The 20,451-nt window shown below is 59.0% G+C and carries 18 protein-coding genes and 1 pseudogene; 10 read left to right on the forward strand and 9 right to left on the reverse strand.

Annotation, left to right across the window (positions count from 1 at the left end; genetic code table 11):
* Positions 1-131: 131 nt before the first annotated feature.
* The 3 genes from HKD40_RS04875 (at position 132) to HKD40_RS04885 (ending at position 3,689) form a co-directional block, all read left to right on the forward strand.
* Positions 132-1,670, forward strand: coding sequence for a sugar ABC transporter ATP-binding protein (locus HKD40_RS04875; RefSeq protein ID WP_169194611.1), 1,539 nt, complete (start codon positions 132-134; stop codon positions 1,668-1,670).
* Positions 1,651-2,676 (forward strand): ABC transporter permease, encoded by a 1,026-nt coding sequence (locus HKD40_RS04880; protein ID WP_169194612.1) that lies wholly within the window; start codon positions 1,651-1,653, stop codon positions 2,674-2,676. The genes HKD40_RS04875 and HKD40_RS04880 overlap by 20 nt, the downstream gene beginning before the upstream one ends.
* A 65-nt stretch (positions 2,677-2,741) precedes the next feature.
* A complete protein-coding gene (locus HKD40_RS04885; RefSeq protein WP_169194613.1) occupies positions 2,742-3,689 on the forward strand; it encodes a substrate-binding domain-containing protein in 948 nt (315 codons plus the stop codon).
* Positions 3,690-3,749: 60 nt separating this feature from the next.
* Here HKD40_RS04885 and HKD40_RS04890 read toward each other — a convergent pair whose 3' ends face one another.
* The 3 genes from HKD40_RS04890 to HKD40_RS04900 are packed head-to-tail and all read right to left on the reverse strand — an operon-like array spanning position 3,750 to position 6,615.
* The gene (locus tag HKD40_RS04890; protein WP_169194614.1) at positions 3,750-3,950 is read right to left on the reverse strand and encodes a heavy-metal-associated domain-containing protein; all 201 of its coding nucleotides are present in this window, start codon (positions 3,948-3,950) and stop codon (positions 3,750-3,752) included.
* 2 nt (positions 3,951-3,952) lie between these two features.
* Positions 3,953-4,360 (reverse strand): Cu(I)-responsive transcriptional regulator, encoded by a 408-nt coding sequence (gene cueR, locus HKD40_RS04895; RefSeq protein WP_169194615.1) that lies wholly within the window; start codon positions 4,358-4,360, stop codon positions 3,953-3,955.
* Entirely contained in the window at positions 4,357-6,615 is a 2,259-nt protein-coding gene (locus HKD40_RS04900; RefSeq protein WP_169194616.1) for a heavy metal translocating P-type ATPase, read from the reverse strand. Before HKD40_RS04900 ends, cueR begins: the two co-directional genes overlap by 4 nt.
* Before the next feature lie 174 nt (positions 6,616-6,789).
* On the opposite strand from HKD40_RS04900, the gene HKD40_RS04905 reads away from it, so the two are divergent.
* Positions 6,790-7,512 (forward strand): Crp/Fnr family transcriptional regulator, encoded by a 723-nt coding sequence (locus HKD40_RS04905; protein ID WP_169194617.1) that lies wholly within the window; start codon positions 6,790-6,792, stop codon positions 7,510-7,512.
* On the opposite strand, the gene cydC is transcribed toward HKD40_RS04905, so the two are convergent.
* The gene (cydC, locus tag HKD40_RS04910) at positions 7,509-9,161 is read right to left on the reverse strand and encodes a thiol reductant ABC exporter subunit CydC (protein ID WP_169194618.1); all 1,653 of its coding nucleotides are present in this window, start codon (positions 9,159-9,161) and stop codon (positions 7,509-7,511) included. The genes HKD40_RS04905 and cydC overlap by 4 nt on opposite strands.
* Complete coding sequence (gene cydD, locus HKD40_RS04915) at positions 9,158-11,086, reverse strand: thiol reductant ABC exporter subunit CydD (RefSeq protein WP_349236790.1); 1,929 nt, start codon at positions 11,084-11,086, stop codon at positions 9,158-9,160. Before cydD ends, cydC begins: the two co-directional genes overlap by 4 nt.
* Between cydD and HKD40_RS04920 the strand changes: the two genes are divergently transcribed.
* The 4 genes from HKD40_RS04920 (at position 11,034) to HKD40_RS04935 (ending at position 14,315) form a co-directional block, all read left to right on the forward strand.
* A complete protein-coding gene (locus HKD40_RS04920) occupies positions 11,034-12,629 on the forward strand; it encodes a cytochrome ubiquinol oxidase subunit I (protein WP_199368577.1) in 1,596 nt (531 codons plus the stop codon). The genes cydD and HKD40_RS04920 overlap by 53 nt on opposite strands.
* Positions 12,626-13,771, forward strand: a complete 1,146-nt coding sequence (gene cydB, locus HKD40_RS04925; protein ID WP_169194620.1) for a cytochrome d ubiquinol oxidase subunit II — start codon at positions 12,626-12,628, stop codon at positions 13,769-13,771. The genes HKD40_RS04920 and cydB overlap by 4 nt, the downstream gene beginning before the upstream one ends.
* Before the next feature lie 10 nt (positions 13,772-13,781).
* Complete coding sequence (gene cydX, locus HKD40_RS04930) at positions 13,782-13,916, forward strand: cytochrome bd-I oxidase subunit CydX (RefSeq protein WP_169194621.1); 135 nt, start codon at positions 13,782-13,784, stop codon at positions 13,914-13,916.
* A gap of 252 nt (positions 13,917-14,168) precedes the next feature.
* Positions 14,169-14,315: a DUF1127 domain-containing protein gene (locus HKD40_RS04935; protein ID WP_169194622.1), complete on the forward strand. Its 147-nt coding sequence runs from the start codon at positions 14,169-14,171 to the stop codon at positions 14,313-14,315.
* 92 nt (positions 14,316-14,407) lie between these two features.
* Here HKD40_RS04935 and ybaK read toward each other — a convergent pair whose 3' ends face one another.
* Positions 14,408-14,881, reverse strand: a complete 474-nt coding sequence (gene ybaK, locus HKD40_RS04940; protein WP_169194623.1) for a Cys-tRNA(Pro) deacylase — start codon at positions 14,879-14,881, stop codon at positions 14,408-14,410.
* 36 nt (positions 14,882-14,917) lie between these two features.
* The gene (locus HKD40_RS04945) at positions 14,918-15,109 is read right to left on the reverse strand and encodes a hypothetical protein (protein WP_169194624.1); all 192 of its coding nucleotides are present in this window, start codon (positions 15,107-15,109) and stop codon (positions 14,918-14,920) included.
* A gap of 107 nt (positions 15,110-15,216) precedes the next feature.
* Between HKD40_RS04945 and HKD40_RS04950 the strand changes: the two genes are divergently transcribed.
* Positions 15,217-16,107 (forward strand): LysR substrate-binding domain-containing protein, encoded by an 891-nt coding sequence (locus HKD40_RS04950; protein ID WP_169194625.1) that lies wholly within the window; start codon positions 15,217-15,219, stop codon positions 16,105-16,107.
* Positions 16,108-16,260: 153 nt separating this feature from the next.
* A pseudogene (locus HKD40_RS04955) lies at positions 16,261-16,721 on the forward strand (DUF5680 domain-containing protein).
* Positions 16,722-16,767: 46 nt separating this feature from the next.
* Here the strand turns inward: HKD40_RS04955 and rhaI are convergent.
* Together rhaI and HKD40_RS04965 are read right to left on the reverse strand one after the other, a co-directional pair.
* A complete protein-coding gene (gene rhaI, locus HKD40_RS04960; protein ID WP_169194626.1) occupies positions 16,768-18,057 on the reverse strand; it encodes an L-rhamnose catabolism isomerase in 1,290 nt (429 codons plus the stop codon).
* A 113-nt stretch (positions 18,058-18,170) separates the two neighbouring features.
* Positions 18,171-20,267: a bifunctional rhamnulose-1-phosphate aldolase/short-chain dehydrogenase gene (locus HKD40_RS04965; protein WP_169194627.1), complete on the reverse strand. Its 2,097-nt coding sequence runs from the start codon at positions 20,265-20,267 to the stop codon at positions 18,171-18,173.
* Positions 20,268-20,451 lie beyond the last annotated feature (184 nt).

Below are 20,451 nucleotides of genomic sequence, written 5' to 3' on the forward strand. Positions count from 1 at the left end.
ATAGGCGCCTTGCTAAGTTGCATAGTCATTTGTGCAGACTGTAAACCTTTACATACCTCATGAAAAGGTTTACATCACTATTCAGTCAATGAGTGCCAAAGATGCACCGTGGCGGGATGGAGGAGACAACGATGCAGGGTGAAGCCCAGTCATCGCGGCCGGTCTTGGCGGCTCATCGCGTTTCGAAATCATTCGGCGATGTGCCGGTGCTGTTCAGCATCGACTTTGATATTCGTCCCGGTGAAGTGCACGCTATTATTGGCGAGAACGGCGCGGGAAAATCCACGCTGATTAAGATCCTGTCGGGCATCGAGCAACCAACCTCCGGCACGATCGAATATCTCGGCGAAACTGTGGTGCTGCCTCCCAATGGAGAAGCCGCAGCTCTGGGCATTGTGGTCATCCACCAAGAGCTCTTGCTGGCTGAGCATCTGACGGTGGCCGATAGTGTCTTCCTCGGGCGCGAGCTGAAGAGTGGTCTGTTTCTCAACGCCAAGGCGATGCGCGAGCAGACCCAAGCCATTCTCAATACACTGCATGTGAACATTGATCCGGACACGCGGATCAGCGCGCTCTCGGTTGCCGACAAGCAAATGGTGGAGATCGCCAAAGCGATTAGTCGTGAAGCGCGCGTGCTGATTATGGACGAGCCGACGGCTGTCCTGTCCGTGGGCGAAACGGCAACGCTGTTCGAGCAGATCCGCCGTCTCACGGCCAAGGGCGTGGCAGTGATCTTTATCTCCCACAAGCTCGACGAAATCATGGAGCTGGCACAGCGGGTGACGGTGTTGCGGGATGGGCAATTGATCTCCACCGTTGGCACCGAAAACCTCACGCCAGATGCGATTGCGCAAATGATGGTGGGGCGTGAGCTCTCCAATCTTTATCCGCCCAAGCACGAGCCTGATGTCGATGCGGAAGTCGTGCTGTCCGTCCGTAATCTGGCGGGACCGGGCATTGGCAGTACTTCCTTTGACCTCAAACGCGGCGAAGTTCTTGGCTTTGCCGGGCTAATCGGGTCGGGACGCACAGCGATGGCCGAGGCCCTGGTGGGATTGACCAAAAAGACCAGTGGCGTGGTGCGGTTCGACGGTGAGCTGCGGGACTTCGCCGATGTCTCAAAATCGGTCGATGCCGGACTGGCCTATATGACCAAGGATCGTAAGGGGAAGGGGTTGCTGCTCAGCGCGGGATTGCAGCCCAACCTGACCTTGCTGACGCTGAAAAAGCACCTCAAAAACTGGTTCCTCAATAATAAGAGCGAAGAAGAGGCGCTGGCGCGCGCGACGCGCCGTTTCGACATTCGCGCCCGTGATCCCTCAGTACAGGTTGGCAAGCTTTCCGGCGGCAATCAGCAAAAGCTGATGCTGGGCAAAACCATGGAGAGTGACCCGCAGATCGTCATTATGGACGAGCCAACGCGTGGGATTGACGTCGGTACCAAGCAGCAAATCTATCACATCATCGCCGCGCTGGCGGCCGAGGGGAAATCCATCATCCTGATCTCATCGGAGTTGCAGGAGGTGATCGGCCTTAGCCATCGGGTGGTGGTGATGCGCCAGGGGCGGATCGCTGGGGTTTTGGAAGGCGCAGAAATCACCGAGGGCGAAATTATGCGTTACGCCGCGGGCATTAAACAGGGTGGAGAGCATGACCGTATCAGTGCCTGAAGTGGCGACCAAACCCGCAAAAGGGTTCAGGCTGGATCTCAAGACGCTCGGGCCGCTATTGGCGCTGATCTTGCTGGTCATCCTTGGTTACGTGCTCAACCCGCTGTTTCTGGCGGAAGGCAATATCACCAATATCCTGACCCGCTCGGCGTTCATCGGCATTATCGCGGTGGGAGCGACCTTCGTCATTACGGCAGGCGGCATCGACCTGTCGGTTGGCTCGATGGCGGCTTTTATCGCTGGTGTGATGATCATCATCATGAACTGGACCGTGGCCAGCATGGGCGCTTCGGTATGGACCGTGCTCATCGGCATTGGCTGCTCGATTATTCTCGGTGTTGGTGCGGGGTTCATCAACGGCTTCCTGACGACCAAGGCCAAAATTGAAGCCTTTATCGTGACGCTCGGGACGATGGGGATTTACCGCTCGCTGGTGACCTATTTCGCCGATGGTGGCACGCTCTCGCTCAACTCCGGGGCGCGCGAGATTTACCGCCCGGTCTATTACGATAGCTTCCTGCGCGTGCCCTATCCGGTCTGGGTGTTTATCGCCGTGGCCATTGTTGGCTGGGTGCTGATGAACCGCACCGCTTTTGGGCGCTATTGCATGGCGATCGGCTCGAACGAACACGTGGCGCGCTATTCGGCTATTAAGGTCGATCGGGTGCGGACCTGGACCTATATTTTGCAGGGCCTCTGCGTGTCGCTCGCCACCATCATCTATGTGCCGCGTCTGGGCTCGGCTTCGGCGGCGACGGGTGTGCTGTGGGAATTGGAAGCGATTGCCGCGGTGATCATTGGTGGGACCATGCTCAAGGGCGGGTTTGGCCGGGTCGGCGGCACGGTGATCGGCGCGCTGATCCTGACCTCAATCGGCAACATTCTCAATCTGACCGAGATCATCTCCAACTACCTCAACGGGGCCGTTCAAGGGGTGATCATCGTTGCCGCAGTTTATCTGCAGCGCGGGTCGTTGAACACGCGTCGCAAAAAGGCGGCGGAATGAATTCCGCGCTCAAAAAAGCGCGGTAGCAAGGCGTGAGGAGCGCCTTTAACAAGGGAGAGTAGAATATGACTATTAAGGCATTGGCACTGGGCCTGTTGGCCACCAGCATGCTGACTGGCGCGTCTATCGCTCAGGAGAAAATCAAAATCGGTGTCTCCATCCCAGCCGCCACCCACGGCTTTATGGGTGGTTTGAACTGGCATGCCGCTGAAGCGGAAAAGCGTCTGGAGGCAGCGCACTCCAACATCGACATTATCATCGTCACGGCTGACGGCCCGGAAGATCAGGCGAGCGATCTTGAAGATCTGGTTTCGGTGCAGCAAATCCAGGCGCTTGTGGTTCTGCCGTTTGAATCCGAACCCCTGACCGAGCCTGTTCGTGCGGTAAAGTCGACGGGTGCATTCATCACCGTGGTCGACCGTGGTTTGACCGATCCGTCCATTCAGGACGTCTATGTTTCGGGCAATAACACCGAAATGGGTGTGAACTCTGCTGAGTACATGAAGACCCGTCTCGGGGAAGGCGACAATATCGTCATCCTGCGCGGTATTCCGACCGTGCTAGACACAGAACGTTTTGACGCTTTCATGGGCGCCATTGAAGGTACGGGCATCAACGTGCTCGACAACAAGTTCGCCAACTGGAACCGCGACGATGGCTTTGAAGTGATGCAGGACTTCCTGAGCCGCTTCCCAGACATTGATGGGGTTTGGGCGCAGGACGACGACATTACCCTAGGCGTGGTCGAAGCCATCAAGCAGGCTGGCCGCGAAAAGGAAATGTTCGTTGTCGGCGGCGCTGGCATGAAGGAAATCATCAAGGGCGTGATGGACGGCGACGAACTCGTTCCTGTCGACGTGCTCTATCCGCCAGCACAGATCGCGACCGCTATGGACGTGACTGTGGCGCACTTCACCTCCAATGGTCCAGTAACGGGCAGCTATATTCTGGGCTCGCCTCTGATCACCAAGGAGAATGCTGCGCAGTTCTACTTCCCAGACAGCCCATTCTGATCGGTTATCCTCCCAGGATGAGAGAAGGGGCGCTTGCGGGCGCCCCTTTTTGTTTGCGAGTTAGGCCGCTTCGGGCGTGTAGCCGGCCTCGCGAATGGCCTCTTCGCCTTTGGCCTTGTCACCAGAGAAGCTGACTTTGTGGGTCGGAACGTCTATCTCAATGGCGCTGCCGGGAAGCGCCTCTTCGAGCGCTTTGCGGATGGTGCCAGCGCAGTGACCACAGGTCATGTCGTTGACTCTGAAGGTGGTGGTGTCGCTCATCTTCAGTTTCCTTTGTGGGCCGGAACGCCAGCCAAATCATCCAGAATGGGGCAGTCGGGGCGGTCGTCGCCGTGGCAGCAGTGGGTCAAATTGGTCAAGGTTTTGACCATGCTTTGCAGCTCGGTAATCTTGGTTTGCAGCGCATCAATATGGCTGGTGGCAATGGTTTTGACCTCAGCGCTGGCGCGGGATTTGTCGCGCCAGAGCGACAGCAGTGTTCCAGTTTCTTCGACCGAAAACCCGAGAGTGCGGCAGCGTTTGATGAAGCGCAGGACGTGGATCTCATCTGGGCTATAGACGCGATAGTTACTGCCGGTGCGCTTGGGCGCCTGCACCAGTCCGATTTGCTCATAATAGCGGATCATTTTGGCGGTAACGCCGGAATGCTCGGCGGCTTGTCCGATGTTCATAGGCTTACTCCGGAAAGTGTTCTCAGGCGCTGGGCATTGGCGATGACGAAGACCGAGGACAGCGCCATCGCGCCCGCGCCGATCATGGGTGAGAGCAAAATGCCAAAGCTGGGGTAGAGCGCGCCCATTGCGACGGGGATGAGCACGGCATTGTAGCCGAAGGCCCAGAAGAGGTTCTCCCAAATGTTCTTGAGCGTGGCTTTGCTGACTGTGATGGCGTCGACGACGCCTTTGAGGTCGCCGCCCAAGAGGACGACATCGGCGCTTTCAATAGCGGCGTCCGTGCCCGAGCCAACAGCCACGCCAATGTCGGCTTCAGCAAGGGCGGGGGCGTCGTTAATGCCATCGCCGACATAGGCGACGATTGTCCCGGAGGCCTTCATGGCCTTGATGGTGGCAACCTTGTCGGCGGGCAAAACCTCCGCGTGAACCTCATCAATGCCTAGCTGGGTGGCAATGGCTTGCGCGGTGACGCGATTGTCGCCCGAAATCATCGCGGTTTTGAGGCCCTGCTGGTGTAAGGCGGAGATGACCGCTTTGCTCGACGGCTTGATCGGGTCGGCCACGACAATGGCGGCGGCGAGCGTTCCGTCGACGGCGAGGAAGACCGGTGTTTTGCCCTGTTGGGCGAGATCGTCAACCAAGGCTTTGGCCGATGAGAGAGCTATGCCGGTGAGGAGTTTGGACGAGCCGACGCGCACCGCGCGCCCGTCGATGGTGGCCGTGATGCCGCGCCCCGGATCGCTGTCGAAAGCCTGGATCGTGGGCAGGGTCAGGCCCTCGGCATTGGCAGCCGAAACGATGGCGGTGGCGATAGGGTGTTCGGAGCGGGCTTCAGCGGCAGCGGCCAAGGAGAGGGCGGTGGCGCGATCGAAGCCATTGAAGGGGATGAGGTCAGTGAGGACCGGTTTGCCGAGGGTGAGCGTGCCGGTTTTGTCAAAAGCGACAATGCGCGCGTCGCGCAATTGCTGGAGGGCTTCGCTCTTGCGGAACAGCACGCCGAGTTGGGCGGCGCGGCCCGTGCCCACCATGATCGACATTGGGGTGGCTAGCCCCATAGCGCAGGGGCAGGCGATGATGAGCACGGCGACGGCATTGACCAAAGCGAAGCTGAGGCGCTGCTCGCCGCCAACGATCATCCAGAGCCCAAAAGTGATGAGCGCGAGACCGATGACGACAGGCACGAACCAAGCGGTGATTTTATCGACCACGGCTTGAATGGGGAGTTTTCCGGCCTGAGCGTCTTCGACCATTCGAATGATATGGGCGAGCATGGTATCGGCGCCGATTTTGGTGGCGCGAAAGCGGAAACTGCCGGAGGTGTTGAGCGTGCCGCCGACGACAGCGGAGCCAATGCGTTTGGCGACGGGCAGGGGTTCACCCGAGAGCATGCTTTCATCGACATGGCTTTGCCCGTCCACAACCTCACCATCGACGGCGATTTTCTCGCCGGGACGGACTTCGATAATGTCGCCCACGCGCACATCGGCAATGTCGATTTCATGCAGCGCGCCGAAGCGTTCGACGCGAGCGGTTTTGGCCTGCTGCTGGACGAGGGAGCGAATGGCGGCACCCGTGCGCCCTTTGGCTTTGGCTTCGAGCCAGCGGCCCACAAGGATGAGCGTGACGATGACGGCGGCGGCTTCAAAATACACAAAGCGCGTTTCGGCGGGCACAAGTCCGGGCGCGAAGGTGACGACGCTGGAATAGAGCCAAGCTGCGCCTGCGCCGAGAGCGACCAGCGAGTTCATTTCCGGCGCGCCACGGAAGAGGGCGGGCAGTCCGTGGCGGAAGAACCTTAGGCCCGGCACGAAGAGCACGAAGGTTGCGAGGGCAAAGTAGACATACCAAAGCGTCTGCATGGGAACGATGCCCATCAGCCAGTGGTGAAAGGGCATGTGAAAATGCCCAAGCATTTCAAGAGCAAAGAGCGGTGCTGTGGCGATCGCTGCGATTGTGACATCGCGCTTGAGCACGGCTGCGTCTTCGTCGTGGTGGGAGTGGGCGCTGGTGGGGGCTTGCTCGGGGCGCAGGGCCGCCTCGTAGCCGATCTTTTTGACAGCCGCGATCAGCGCTTCGGTGTCGCCACCGGAAATGCGGGCGCGTTCGGTTGCGAGGTTGACAGTGGCGGCGTCAACACCGGGAACTTTAAGCAGAGCTTTTTCAACGCGAGACACACATGAAGCACAGCTCATGCCGGTGATGTCGAGCGTTACAGGCTTTTCGGGATGTAAATTCTGGACGTTTGTCTGCATGTCAATGAACCTCGCCCTGAAGCATATAAAGGTTCCAATGATGGTAAGGTCAAGTGGCCTGAATGTATTAGTTTGCCCAATGTTGGTCTGCGACCGGTTGGCACAGCGTCATTTATCGTTCTTATAGTTGTGTGGGGGCGGAGCTATAAAAGACTCTGTAGAGGGGGCGTGGACATGCAAACGGTTCGGAAAGATATCCATAACTCGGAGATGCCGGTGCTTTGCCAAAGCTGCGAAGCGCGTCACCAAGGCATTTGCGGGGCGCTCAACGCCGAACAACTCTCTACACTCTCCCGCAGCACACGTCGCGTTCGCAAGGACCCGGGCGACCCCCTGATGGCCGACGCCGAGCCGATTGAGGCGTTCGGCAATGTGCTGCGCGGGGTGATCAAGCTGACCAAGGTTTTGGAAGATGGACGCCAGCAAGTGGTGGGGCTGCAGTTTGCGCCTGATCTGTTGGGCCGCCCCTTTGCTACCGAAAGCCGGGTGAGCGCGGAAGCTGCCTCCGAAGTTGATCTGTGCATGATCCCGAAGTCGGCGCTGGAAAATCTCATCCAACAGAGTGCGCCACTTGAGCATCGCATCATGATGCAGGCGCTGCGTGAGCTGGATGAAGCACGCGACTGGATGGTGACGCTGGGCCGGAAAAGCGCGGCAGAAAAGGTCGCGAGCTTTTTGTACTTGATCGCGACCCATATTGACCCGACCGATGATCAGGATGGGGCGCAGTTTGATCTGCCACTCAGCCGCGCCGATATTGCCGACTTTTTGGGGCTGACGATCGAAACCGTCAGCCGCCAAATGACCAAGCTGAAAACCGAAGGCGTTATTGCCGTCGAGCACTATCGTACGATCCATGTGCCCGATCTGGCTTTGCTCCGTCTGCGCTGCGGCTAAACCAACTCACCATGATTGAGCGTGAGCACCCGATCCACCGTCCCCTCGGGAATGGTGGCGTGGGTGACGAGCACGACTGTGCGGTCGCGCGTTGCCTGCGCAAGCACGGCGAAGAAGGCTTCCTCGGTTTCACGGTCAAGCGCATTGGTTGGTTCGTCGAGAAGGAGCACCGGTGCGTTGGACAACAGAACACGCGCGAGGGTAAGGCGACGCGCCTGACCCATGGAGAGCGTGCGGCCCGCTTCCCCGATGATGGTATCCAAGCCCTTGGGTAAGCTGCGGACATGATCATCGAGCTGCGCCTTGGCGAGGGCCGCCCATAGATCGTCCTCGGACGCCGTATCGCGACCAATGAGAAGATTGTTGCGAATGGTGTCGATGAACACGGGGCTGTCTTGGCTCAAAAGCGCGAAATGGGCGTGAACGTCCCGCGTGGCGAATTGATCGAGCGCGATCCCGCCGACCGAAATACTGCCTGAGGTCGGTTCGACCAAGCGCAGGAGTAGGCGCAAAAGCGTGGACTTGCCGCCGCCACTGGGGCCAATGACAGCGATGCGTTCGCCGGGCGCGATGGTGAGATCGATGTCGTTGAGAACCGGCTGGTTTGCTCCATAGCTGAAGGAGAGGCCCGTCAGAGTAATCGGGGCGTCGTTCGGCCATGCTTTGGGCACTGCCGGTTCGGCAATGGGCATATCGATATTGGCGAGGGCCTGTAGGCGCTCGGCAGCAGCCATGGCGGCCGTGGCCTTGGAGGTGCTGCGAATGATGACATTGGTGGCCTCAAAGCTGCCGATGACGGCAAGCAGGAGGGCAGCCATCAGCGGGGCGTCGATCGTGCCGGCTTGTAGTGCGACGAGACCGAACCAAAGCGTGCCGACAAGCGCGAGACCTGCCGCGATCTGGACGGCGAAGCTGCCGGAGGTGGTGTAGAGGCTGAGGCGCCGCTTCAGCGCGCTGGCTGTGGCGGCCGCTTCGGCGAAGCGATCCTGTGTCGTGCCAAGCGCGCCGAGCACCACAATATCAGCATGGCCGGACACAGCGTCGAGCACATTCATGCGCATGGCGGCGCTGGCTTCAACACTGGCACGACCGGCGCGGCGCGAGAGAGTGATCATGGCAAGGGGCACGAGTAGGGCTGCTGCGGCAATGCAGAGCCCATAGATGAGCGCAGCACCGGGCAGGAACAGCGCCAATATGACGGTCATCACCGTGCCTACGAAGAGCGCTGCGACCAGCGGGCCGATGCCGACGAGAAAGGCGGTGTCCAGCGCATCCACATCGGTGGTGAGGCGGCTGACGAGATCGCCATGACGCAAGGAGCGGTCGGGCAGGGGCAGGCGGGGGAAGAGGCTGGAAAAGAGCCAGCCGCGTAAATCCGACAGCAGCTTGAGGGTGGCATTGTGACCAACGAGGCGCTCAAAATAGCGCGCTAGAATACGCACGAAGGACAGTGCGCGAATACCGGCCGATGGCACGAACAAATTGAATGCCAGACCAAGCGTGGTCAGTGATGTGGCGGTGATAAACCAGCCGGACACGCCGAGCAGAGACACGCCCGCGATAAGGGTGACGAGCGCCAAGAGTAAGGCTGCCGAAAACGACTTCCATCGCTTCAGGAAGAGCGGGGCGAAGGTGAGGATGGCTTTCATGCGACGCCTTTCGCGCGGGCGGAGAGCGGCGCTTCAACAAGACCCGTGGGCGTGACGCGCCACGCTCTATCGAGATTTTTAGCAACGGCAGGCGAGTGCGTCGCGACGATGAGGGTGCGGCCGCGCGCATAGCGGGTAATGGACTGAATGATCTCTTGCTCGAGCGCCGCATCAAGGTGAGCGGTGGGCTCGTCGAGGATGATCAAGCCAGCATCGCGCAGGAAGAGGCGCGCCAGCGCGACGCGCTGTGCCTGACCACCCGAAATGCCTGCGCCGTCTTCGCCGATGATGGTGTCGAGACCAAGGGGCAGACCCGCCGTGAAGCCGAGGACACCAGAGAGTTCGGCGGCCTTTTCAATGTCGGCGCGGCTGGCGGCAGGGCGGCCTAAGGCCATGTTGTCCGCAAGCGAGGCGTGGATGATGCGTGGCTTCTGCGTGAGGATAAATGTGCGGCCGCGCAGGGATGGCTCGGACCACTCGCTCAACGGGCGGCCATCGAGCAGAATGTCGCCTTCGGCGTCGCGCAGGCCAACAAGGGCTTCGAGCAGGGTCGACTTGCCCGAGCCACTGGGGCCGAGGAGGGCAATGTGCTGGCCCGGCTCGACGCGGAGCGTGACGTGTTCGATGACGGCGCGCATGTGATCGGGTGTGCGCAGGGTGACGTTGTTCGCCTCAAGGGCGATGGGCTTGCCGGGGAGGGGCGCGTTGTCCGTGTGGTCGACGCGCTCGTCTGACAAAGTACCGAGATTGGCTTCGATCTCATTGAGCGCAGCCTTGGCCGAGGCACGATCATGATATTGCGCCGCCATCACACGCAGCGGGTTGTAGACCTCTGGCGCCATCAGCAAGAGGAACATGCCCAGCTGCAAGGTGAGGGGGCTCGTGCGCAGGTGGAGATAATCAATGAAGGTGAGGCCGACATAAAGCGCAACGCCCGCGACGCCGAGAGCGGCGAAGAATTCGAGGACGGCCGACGACAGGAAGGCAATGCGCAGGACCTTGAGCGTGCGCTGGCGCAGCGCTTCGCTGGCGGAGACGATGCCTTCGGTTTCAGCCTCTTCGCGGCCCAAGAGCTTGAGGGTGAGAAGACCACGCAGGCGATCGCTGAAACGGCCTGAGAGGTGGCTGAGGGCTTTGGCCTGACGGTCGGTCGCGACCTGCGCGCCCCAGCCGACAAGGGCCATAAAGATAGGAATAAGCGGCGCGCTGACGAGGAAGAGCACGCCCGCCACCCAATCGATGGGTAGAATAATCGCGCCAAACACCAGTGGCAGCACGATGCCCTGTGCCGAGGCGGAGATGTAGCGCGCAAAATAGCTTTCTAGCGCTTCGACCTGATCGACAATGGAGGCGGCGGCAAGGCCAGAGGCGGCAGAATTGGCCGCGCGAGGCGGTTTTGCCAGAAGCTGGCTGAAGAGCGTCTGACGGAGGTGAAGCTTGATCCGTTCAGCCGCGATGATTCCGGTGTGATCGGCGATTGCCGAAAGCCCTGCACGGGCCAGAACTATCCCCAGAAGAATGAAAATTCCTGGTAACAATGTGCTGATCGGTGCGACATTTTCGATGGCCTGACCCAGGGTTGAGGCCAAAATCCATGCCTGCCAGACCAGTAACACCCCTGCCAATATGGGTGCGGCGATAGACAGCCAAAGCGCTGCTCCCCCCTGTGTTTGCAGGAGTTTTAACGTGTGCGAGACCGAGTTTTCTGGCCGGCGTGCGCTGGGAGGGGAGCTGCGGGTCATGCGTTTGAACATACACGGCACTTTTCGGGGAGCATTGATCTGAATCAAGGTGTCAGATTTTAGATGCGTTACAGGACAGGCATTGGCGACCTTGCTTCCGGCCGCCCTAACGAAAGGCAACAATGCCATGATCGACATGTTGGTCGTTGACTTATCGCGATGGCAGTTCGCTGCCACCGCCATGTATCACTTCATATTTGTTCCCCTGACGCTCGGGCTCTCTTTCATGATGGCGATCATGGAGAGCGTGTATGTCATGACTGGCCGACAGGTCTGGCGCAAGGCTACCCTGTTCTGGGGCACGCTTTTTGGCGTGAATTTCGCCATGGGCGTGGCCACCGGTGTGGTTATGGAGTTCCAGTTCGGCATGAACTGGAGCTATTACAGCCATTATGTCGGTGACGTGTTTGGGGCGCCACTCGCCATTGAAGGCCTGATGGCCTTCTTCTTGGAAGCGACCTTCATCGGCCTGTTCTTCTTCGGCTGGGATCGTCTGAGCAAGGTGGGTCACTTGGTTGTGACCTGGCTGACCGCAATTGGCGCCAATTTCTCGGCGCTCTGGATCCTGGTTGCCAACGGGTGGATGCAGAACCCGGTTGGGGCCAAGTTCAATCCTGACACCATGCGTATGGAAGTCACCGACTTTATGGCGGTGATTTTCAACCCAGTGGCGCAGGCAAAATTCGTGCACACGGTAAGCGCAGGCTATCTCTGCGGCGCCATGTTCATTCTCGCCATTTCGGCGCTGTTCCTTGTGCGGGGCAAGCATGTCGAATTGGCCAAGCGTTCCGCTGTTGTGGCGGCAAGCTTTGGTTTGGCCTCGGCGCTGTCGGTGGTCGTGCTCGGTGACGAAAGCGGCTATGTCGCGACGGAACACCAGCACATGAAGATCGCTGCACTCGAAGCCATGTATGAAACCGAGCCGGCTCCGGCTCCGTGGTCGATCATCGCCTTCCCCGGCTCGAACGGCGAAGACGTTGGCTTCCACATCTCGGTTCCGTGGGTTGGTGGTCTGATCACGACGCGTTCGTTCGATCAGCAACTGCCGGGCATTCACGAACTGGTTGAGCGCGCCGAAGATCGTATCCGTATGGGTCTGATCGCTTATAACGCGCTGGCTGAAATTCGCGCCGACGGCGCGAACACCGATGCCCGTGCGGTCTTTGAAGAGACCTGGCCGGACCTTGGCTACGCGCTGCTGCTCAAGAAGTATCGCGTTGATGTCGAGAACGCGACTGCGGAAGAAATCGCGCTGGCTGCTGCCGACACCGTGCCAAGCGTATGGCCGCTGTTCTGGACCTTCCGCATTATGATGGGTCTCGGGTTCTTCTACATCGCCTTCTTCGCGTTGTGGTTCTACCGCGCGTCGCGGGGTTGGATCGACACCAACAAGCCGCTGCTGTGGTTCACGGTGTTCATGCTGCCAACGCCTTGGATCGCGATTGAAGCAGGCTGGTTCATCGCCGAGTTCGGCCGACAGCCTTGGGTCGTGGAAGGGGTTCTGCCCACATTCTACGCCGCCTCGGGTCTGAACGTGCTCGACCTAGTCCTGTCGCTGAGCTTCTTCGTGCTGCTCTACAGCGTGCTCTTGGTCATCATGATCATTCTGATGGTCAAAATCATCAAGGCGGGTCCGAAGGATCAGCTCTTCACTCCGGAAGAAGATGAGGACTACGTCATGGCTGCCCTTCCGGCGACCAAGGAAAACAAGGAGATCGTCGCATGAGCTCGATCCCTCTCGACTACGAAACACTCCGCCTGATCTGGTGGGTACTGCTCGGTGTGCTGCTGATCGGCTTTGCCGTGATGGGTGGCCGCGACATGGGGGTGGGCACTCTGCTCCCCTTCGCTGCCAAGAGCGATGAAGAACGCCGTATTTTGCTCAACCTGATCGGCCCGACTTGGGAAGGTAATCAGGTGTGGTTGGTTCTCGGTGGTGGCGCGATCTTTGCCGCGTTTCCTCCACTCTATGCGGTGAGCTTTTCGGGCTTCTACCTTGCCATGCTCGTTATCCTTCTGGCGCTGATCCTGCGTCCAGTGGGGTTCAAGTTCCGTGGCAAGATCGATAACCCGACTTGGCGCGCTGTGTGGGATTGGTGCCTGTTCATCGGTGGCTTTGTGCCAGCGCTGATCATGGGCGTGGCGGTGGGCAATGTGCTCTTGGGCGCGCCATTCCACTTTGACGACACCATGCGCATCTTCTACACGGGCAACTTCTTCCAGCTGTTGATGCCGTTTGCACTGCTGTGCGGCCTAGTCAGCGTTGGCATGATCAGTGCGCAGGGCGCGGCTGTTATTGCCGGACGCACCCAAGGGGCAATGGCAGAACGGGCGCGCATGTTCGGGCTCTATGCTGCTGTTGGAACACTGGTGCTGTTCGCGCTGGGCGGCTTCTGGGTTGCGTTCATGAGCGGCCATGTGGTGACCAGCGTGATTGACCCGGCAGCGCCGATCAACCCGCTCGCCAAGTCGGTTGAGCTGGTGCAGGGCGGCTGGATGCTGAATTACAGCAAATATCCTTGGATGGTGACTGCGCCGATTCTGGCCTTCGTGGGTCTGGTCGTGGCGGTGCTCGGTTTTATCGGCCGCAAGCATTTGATCACGCTCTTGGCAACGAGCGCGGCGATCTTCGGGATCATCTCGACAGCTGGTGTCTCGCTGTTTCCGTTCCTGCTGCCGTCCTCGACGGTTCCAGGCTCGGGCCTGACGCTGTGGGATGCATCGTCGAGCCATCTGACGCTCTTCATTATGCTGGTTGCGACCGTTATCTTCCTGCCCATCATCGTTGCCTACACCGCTTGGGTGTTCCGCGTGATGCGTGGTCCGGTTACGGCCGACAATCTCACCAAAAACCCCAACGCCTACTAGGAGCAGTCGTATGTGGTATTTTGCATGGATCCTCGGCCTCGGCCTGGCCTGCGCCTTCGGCATCATCAATGCCATGTGGTTCGAGATGAAGGACGACATTCGCGTGGCCCGCGCTGCGCGCATGGCTGAGACGAAAAGCGAGTAGGCAGGTCTAACTATCTGCCTGTAAATTAAGCAGGGCCGCACATCATGCAGATGATGTGCGGCCCTTTGCTATGGCGATTAAGGCGGGCTGCCTCATTTTTGCCGAGTTTCGCTGGGTTTTTCGAATTTACCCTTGCTTAACCAAGATTGCCCCATCACTTGCATCTAGTGCATAACGGATGTGCAGATTGGCCATCTTCTAATCACTACGACTTAGGTCTACATAGGGGTCATCAACCGAAGGGGAACCGAAATGAACATCGCAAAGAAGCTTTCTGACTACGCCCGCTACCAGCGCACTCTGCGTGAACTGAACAGCCTTGACAGCCGTCAGCTGAACGACCTGGGCATCACCAAGGGTGACATCAAGTCGATCGCACGCGGCACCTACGTAGCCTAATAAGCGAACGTCTCGGTCGCCCAAGGCGGCAGAGAAAAGACTATCCGATGAAGGCGTCCTGCAGGGCGCCTTTTGTCGTTTCTGGGGGTGGTCTAACGTGTCAGATCGGCGGTGACACAGTTGAGCGCTGAGACGAGATCATCGGGCTTGATGCGGATCTGCAATCCGCGCTGACCGCCATTGAGATAGATCTCGTCGTAGAGCGTTGCCATTTCATCAAGCGCCGTCGGCACCAGCTTGCGCTGGCCCAAAGGGCTAATGCCGCCGACCTTGTAGCCGGTGAGGCGCTCGGCATCGACGGGTTTCATCATATGCGCCGACTTGCCACCCAAAGCCGCAGCCAGCTTTTTCATATTCACTTCTTCATCCGAGGGGACGATGGCGCAGATTGGCTTGCCATCGAGCTCGGCCATGAGCGTTTTGAACACTTCAGCCGGTGACACGCCCATGGCTTCGGCCGCCTGCAAGCCCACGCGTTCCGCATTTGGGTCGTAGTCGTAGGTCGCGAGTTCAAAGGAAATGCCGGCTTTGGTGAGAGCGGCAGTGGCGGGCGTGGTCTTTGACATGGCCGTCGGCTGAGATGAGAAAGCGAAACAGTGGCCTCACTTTATGCGATCGGGGGGAATTGGCGAGGGGTTTTCGGCACGCTCATCCCGGATGGCGTCGAGCCCGATATCGCGGCGCAAATGCGGTGATAGAGGTTCAGAGGACATGTAGAGCGGGCCGGTGCCGCGCTTGCCCCAAGTATTGATGAACAGCAGTGCGGGAAGTTCGAGCAGTGCAAATGGAAGCATCAGAACACATCCTTGCCTTATGTCTTTGATTTGCTCATGCTCTGCTTTAGCGCGAGTATATCGCGATTTTCCAATTGAATGCCGGTGGGAAGGTATAAGGTGAGATTATGTCTGATATTCCGCCTCTGACCTCCGTACGGGCTTTCGAGGCTGTCGCGAGACAGCTCAGTTTTACGCGCGCCGCTGCAGAACTGGGCATGTCACAGGCGGCGGTGAGCTATCAGATCAAGCTCTTGGAGGAGCGGATTGGCGCAGCACTATTTGTGCGAAAAGCGCGGCAGGTGGAGCTGAGCGAAGTAGGGCAGCGCCTCGCGCCGGATGTGCTGCAGGCCTTCGATATCCTGCGCAATAGTTTTGCGCAGACGCATCAGCATGTCAGCGGGACATTGGCCATATTGTCTCTGCCGACTTTTGCCACGCGCTGGTTCGCCGCCAATATCGGGCTGTTTCAGGTGGCTCACCCCGACATTGCTGTGCGGTTCAACAGTCGGGTGGAGAACGTCGATTTCCAAAAAGACATGTTCGACGTCGGCATAATTGCGTCTTGGGGTGAGTTACCGGAGGGCGTGGTTGGGCACGAGCTGTTGCGGGCGGAGTTCACGCCGATTATGAGCGGTGACTTCATCGAAAGGCATCGCATTCGGGAGCCGAGAGACCTGCTCCGCGCGCCAGCGATTTCTCCAAGTGACCAATGGATTGGTCAGTGGTTCGCGATGATGGGCATTGACGACTATCCCGCAATGGCCCGGGGCGTGGTGACACTCGACACGCAAGTGTTGGAGGCGGCAGCGGCGGGGGCAGGGAGAGGCTTTGCCATGATTACGCCGGCGCTATTTCGCGATGACTTGGCGAGCGGGCGACTGGTACAACCCTTCCCCGAACTGGGCTGGGACGGGTGCACCTATCAGCTGGTCTATCCGCAGTCGCGACGAAATTGGACCAAGGTGAAGGTGTTTCGAGAGTGGATATTGGAGGCAACGTCGGTTTTGAGAGCTTAGGATGCTGCTGGCAGGCGAGGGCGTCGTTGTGCAGCACCAAGCTCGTCAGCCTCGGCGCAGAAACGCCAAGTTCGGGCCCGCTCGATCTTAGGTGGAATGCTGACGTAGGCTGTCTCTGACGCGCATAATCTATGCGTGAGGGAGGGCAGGGGTATGGACAGCGAAGAGCTTAATAGCATCATCGTTCGGGCCAAGGCTGCAAGCTATGTCGGTGGCGGGGCAAAGGTGACGCCATCTCGGCAGGGCGCAAACGAGATCGCATGAGAGGAGGGCGATTGGCGCTATCTTGATAGCTATTTCGGCGAACAGATTTTCTGGGGCAAGAAGTGCTCTGGCACCGCAATGAGCCGGTCTGGGCCATGAACTACTACGGCTATATAAAGCGGCCGGATTTGATCGACGCAGGGCAGGCAGGCGCCATCATCCAAGACTCCTTATCGGCGCTCTACCGCAAAGGGCGGTTCCTCGGTGGCTTTGTCTGGCTCAGTGGCGGCTGCACCTATCAAGATCGAAACGACGGTGGGCCGGAGCAGTTTCGCGGGCGCGAGGCTATTCTAGTCGGTGGGGTGGAAGCCTATGCGCTGGAGTATTTTGGCGGGCTGGTGAAGGCCTAGGAGTGCCCCCTCCCCTTGGGCAGGGGGAGGGGAAGACCAAGTCCGGTCAGACGATGCCGCTTGAGCCGGCGGCGATTTCCGGGCGGATTTCGGCGACACGCTGGCGATAGCCGGAGGCACGGTAGGTGGCGAGGAGATCAATCGCGCCGCCTTGTTCGTAGCGCGCCATGGCGAGGATCGGCTCGACATCGGTGCGATAGGCCAGGCGCAGGGCTTGGGTCGCGCCGAGGGCGTCATTGCCGTGCTGGGCTTCGGTCAGGGCCTTGCGATCCACAAGCAGGGCTTGCGCATAGGCGCGCTGCACATCCGCGGCGGAGAGCATCAGGCTTTCGATCGGATCAGTGACATTGTGCGACTGGTCGAGCATGTGGGCCGGACGGAAATCGGAATATTTCTCTTCGGCGTCCACAAGCTCGTTGAAGACGAGGAACAGGCGGTATGGGTCGATGGAGCCCGCATCGAGATCGTCGTCGCCATATTTGCTATCGTTAAAGTGGAAGCCGCCGAGCTTGCCGAACTGGGCAAGGCGCGAGACGATCATTTCAATATTCACGTTGGGCGCATGGTGGCCGAGGTCGACGAGGCAATAGGCCTTGTCGCCCAACTCCTTGGCGATGAGGTAATTGGTGCCCCAATCCTGCACGACGGTCGAATAGAACGCCGGTTCGTACATTTTGTGTTCGGTATAAACGCGCCAATCCTCGGGGAGGGCCGCGTAAATCGCCTTCATTGAATTGAGGTAATGCTCGAACTGATTGGCGAAATTGACTTGGCCAGGGAAGTTGGAGCCGTCGCCAATCCAGACGGTGAGGGCCTTTGAGCCAATGGTTTTGCCGATCTCAATGCATTCGAGATTGTGCTCAATGGCCTGATTGCGGGTGGCGGCATCGGCGGCAGAGAGAGAGCCGAACTTATAGCTCTGCAACTGCCCGGCGGCATCGGCAAAGGTGTTGGAGTTCATGGCGTCAAAGCCGAGGCCAAAGCGGGAAGCGGCTTGCTTGAGACGGTTTGGATCGGCCTTGTCCCATGGAATGTGGAGCGAGACGGTGCGAGTTGCCTGGGTGAGCTGGGCGATAACCGAGCAATCTTCGATCTTGTCAAAGATATCGCGTGGTTCGCCCTTGCCGGGGAAGCGGGCAAAGCGGGTGCCACCAGTGCCAACGCCCCATGAGGGGACGGCAACGGAAAAAGCGGCGACTTTGGATTTAATCGCGTCGATGGAAATGCCGCGACGGTCGAGGCGTTCGCCAAGGCTGTCGTAGTCATTGCGCAGATCAGTAGAGCGCTTGGCGTTTTCGGCTTCGACGGTCGAAGCGGCGATGAGTTGTTCGGTCATGTGTTTCCTCCCTTGCGGCCTCTCTCCAGCCGCGGGGGTTTACCCCCACCCAACCTCCCCCTGTGAGGGGGAGGGGTTGTATCGAGTTTTGTTGCTGACTCTTGGAGCCAAGCTTAGCGCGGGAACGATTGGGCGTTGCCCGCGTCGACGTTGAGAATATTGCCAGTGGATTTGGCTGAAGCGTCTGAGGCGAAGAAATAGATCGCTTCGGCAATGTCTTCGGGGAAGACGGAGCGTTTCAGCATTGAGCGCTGGCGGTACATTTCCTCAAGACCGTCCTTGTCGGTCTTATAGGTCGAGGCGCGCTGTTCGAGCCATTCGCCAGCCCAAATCTTCGAGCCACGCAGAACGGCGTCTGGATTGACGACGTTGACACGGATCTGCGCTTCAGCGCCTTCGAGCGCGAGGCAGCGGGCAAGGTGGATTTCGGCGGCCTTGGCGGTGCAATAGGCGGCTGCGTTTGGCGAAGCGGCGAGACCATTTTTGGAGGCCACGAAGATGACGTTGCCGCCGATTTTCTGCTGACGGAACAGCCGGAACGCTTCACGCGAGACGAGGAAATAGCCAGTGGACAGGATGTCCATGTTCTTATTCCAGAGCTCGAGGGACGTGTCCTCAATCGGGGCGGAAGAGGCAAGGCCGGCGTTCGAGACGAGAATGTCGAGGCCGCCAAATTCGACCACGGCATGGGCAAAGCCTGCAGTGACCTGTTCTTCGCGTGTGACGTTGATATTGACCGGGCGGACCACATCGGCGCCGAAGACGGACGAGAGTTCGGCAATGGCGCTGTCGAGTGCGGTCTGGTCAATGTCAGCGAGGACGACGCAAGCGCCTTCGCGCAAGAGGCGAATGGCGGTCGCCTTGCCAATGCCGCCTGCGCCACCGGTGACGAGAGCGATCTTGCCAGCCAGCGACTTTGGCTTTGGCATACGAGCGAGCTTGGCTTCTTCAAGCAGCCAATATTCGATGTCGAAGGCTTCCTGTTCCGGCAGGCCCTGATAGGTCGAGACGGTGGACGCGCCGCGCATCACATTGATGGCGTTAACGTAAAACTCGCCGGAGATGCGGGCTGTCGCCTTGTCCTTGGCGAAGGTGAACATGCCAACGCCCGGCATGAGATAGACGACCGCGTTCGGGTCACGGATGGCGGGCGAGTTGTCGTGCTTGCAGCGCTCGTAATAGGCCGCGTAATCGGCGCGATAGGCCGCGATCTGATCGGCAAGACCGGTGATGACCGCATCAACGTCCGGATTGGCCGGGTCGAAATCGATGACCAGCGGACGGATTTTGGTGCGCAGAAAATGGTCAGGGCATGAGGTGCCGAGCGCCGCCAGAGGCTGCAAATTCTTGGAATTGACGAATTCCAGCACGGCGTCGCTGTCGTCGAAATGGCCGAGCTTAAAACTGTCCTCAGAGATAAAGCCGCGAATTTTCGGCATCAGCTTGGCGGCGATGGCGCGGCGCTCTGCGGCGGGAAGGGAGCTAGTGACAGCGCCACCAAAGATCACCTTGCCGGCAGTCTGGTTTTCAAACCACTCGATTGCCTGATTGATAATGGCAATGGTGGTTTCGTAGCAGCTTTTTGGATCGTCGCCCCAAGTGAAGAGGCCGTGGCTTTCAAGGATGACGCCCTTAGCGAAGGGGTTTTCATGGCAGAACTTTTCAAGCCATAGGCCAAGCTCGAAGCCCGGCTTTTTCCAAGGGAGCCAGCCGATGGTGTCGCCAAAGATCTGCTGGGTGAGTTCTTTGGAATTGCTGGAAGCGGCAATGGCGATGATCGCATCGGGGTGCATGTGATCGACATAGGGGCGCGGCACATAAGCGTGGAGCGGCGTGTCGATGGACGCGGCGCGCGGGTTGAGATTGAAGGTGGCGTGGGGAAGATAGCCGACCATCTCGTCTTCATGCTCAAGGCCGCGATAGAGCCCCTTCAGAGCGCGCAGCTTTTCCATATAGAGGGTCGAAAAACCATCGAGCTTAATGGAAGCATTGTCGCCACCGGAGCCCTTGACCCAAAGCACTTCAACGGTCTCGCCTGTGAGCGGATCTTTCTGCCAGATTTTGGAGGACGTATTGCCACCACCGAAATTGGTGACGCGCTTGTCGGAGCCCAAGAGATTGGAGCGGTAGACCAGACGTTCTGGCTCGCTCAGCGATGCGGCTTTGGCATCGTCCCATAGGTTTTCGAGGCGCTTCGGCACAGTGGACATGGCAATTTCCTCCCCAGAAGCGGCCCTTTCCTATGAGCCGCAATTCTCTTCAACTCGCTTCCGTGGGCATAACCCGTAGATGGACGCATTGTTCGCCGCAGAGCGCGGTCAGTCAGGGGTGAAAATAGTTCACCAATCCTGCAAGGTGTCAATCAGCTTCGATCAGAATCTTTCACGTGTGAAT

The sequence above is a fragment of the Devosia sp. MC1541 genome (assembly GCF_012847305.1).
GTDB lineage: Bacteria > Pseudomonadota > Alphaproteobacteria > Rhizobiales > Devosiaceae > Devosia.

Excerpts from the sequence above, each read along its gene's own strand:
- HKD40_RS04890 (WP_169194614.1), bottom strand. The coding sequence starts at position 3,950 with ATGAGCGACACCACCACCTTCAGAGTCAACGACATGACCTGTGGTCAC.
- HKD40_RS04950 (WP_169194625.1), top strand. The coding sequence starts at position 15,217 with ATGTCTGATATTCCGCCTCTGACCTCCGTACGGGCTTTCGAGGCTGTC.
- cydD (WP_349236790.1), bottom strand. The coding sequence starts at position 11,086 with ATGGCGGTGGCAGCGAACTGCCATCGCGATAAGTCAACGACCAACATG.
- HKD40_RS04945 (WP_169194624.1), bottom strand. The coding sequence starts at position 15,109 with ATGCTTCCATTTGCACTGCTCGAACTTCCCGCACTGCTGTTCATCAAT.
- cydB (WP_169194620.1), top strand. The coding sequence starts at position 12,626 with ATGAGCTCGATCCCTCTCGACTACGAAACACTCCGCCTGATCTGGTGG.
- HKD40_RS04875 (WP_169194611.1), top strand. The coding sequence starts at position 132 with ATGCAGGGTGAAGCCCAGTCATCGCGGCCGGTCTTGGCGGCTCATCGC.
- cueR (WP_169194615.1), bottom strand. The coding sequence starts at position 4,360 with ATGAACATCGGACAAGCCGCCGAGCATTCCGGCGTTACCGCCAAAATG.
- ybaK (WP_169194623.1), bottom strand. The coding sequence starts at position 14,881 with ATGTCAAAGACCACGCCCGCCACTGCCGCTCTCACCAAAGCCGGCATT.
- cydX (WP_169194621.1), top strand. The coding sequence starts at position 13,782 with ATGTGGTATTTTGCATGGATCCTCGGCCTCGGCCTGGCCTGCGCCTTC.
- HKD40_RS04905 (WP_169194617.1), top strand. The coding sequence starts at position 6,790 with ATGCAAACGGTTCGGAAAGATATCCATAACTCGGAGATGCCGGTGCTT.
- HKD40_RS04900 (WP_169194616.1), bottom strand. The coding sequence starts at position 6,615 with ATGCAGACAAACGTCCAGAATTTACATCCCGAAAAGCCTGTAACGCTC.
- cydC (WP_169194618.1), bottom strand. The coding sequence starts at position 9,161 with ATGAAAGCCATCCTCACCTTCGCCCCGCTCTTCCTGAAGCGATGGAAG.
- HKD40_RS04880 (WP_169194612.1), top strand. The coding sequence starts at position 1,651 with ATGACCGTATCAGTGCCTGAAGTGGCGACCAAACCCGCAAAAGGGTTC.
- HKD40_RS04935 (WP_169194622.1), top strand. The coding sequence starts at position 14,169 with ATGAACATCGCAAAGAAGCTTTCTGACTACGCCCGCTACCAGCGCACT.
- rhaI (WP_169194626.1), bottom strand. The coding sequence starts at position 18,057 with ATGACCGAACAACTCATCGCCGCTTCGACCGTCGAAGCCGAAAACGCC.
- HKD40_RS04885 (WP_169194613.1), top strand. The coding sequence starts at position 2,742 with ATGACTATTAAGGCATTGGCACTGGGCCTGTTGGCCACCAGCATGCTG.
- HKD40_RS04965 (WP_169194627.1), bottom strand. The coding sequence starts at position 20,267 with ATGTCCACTGTGCCGAAGCGCCTCGAAAACCTATGGGACGATGCCAAA.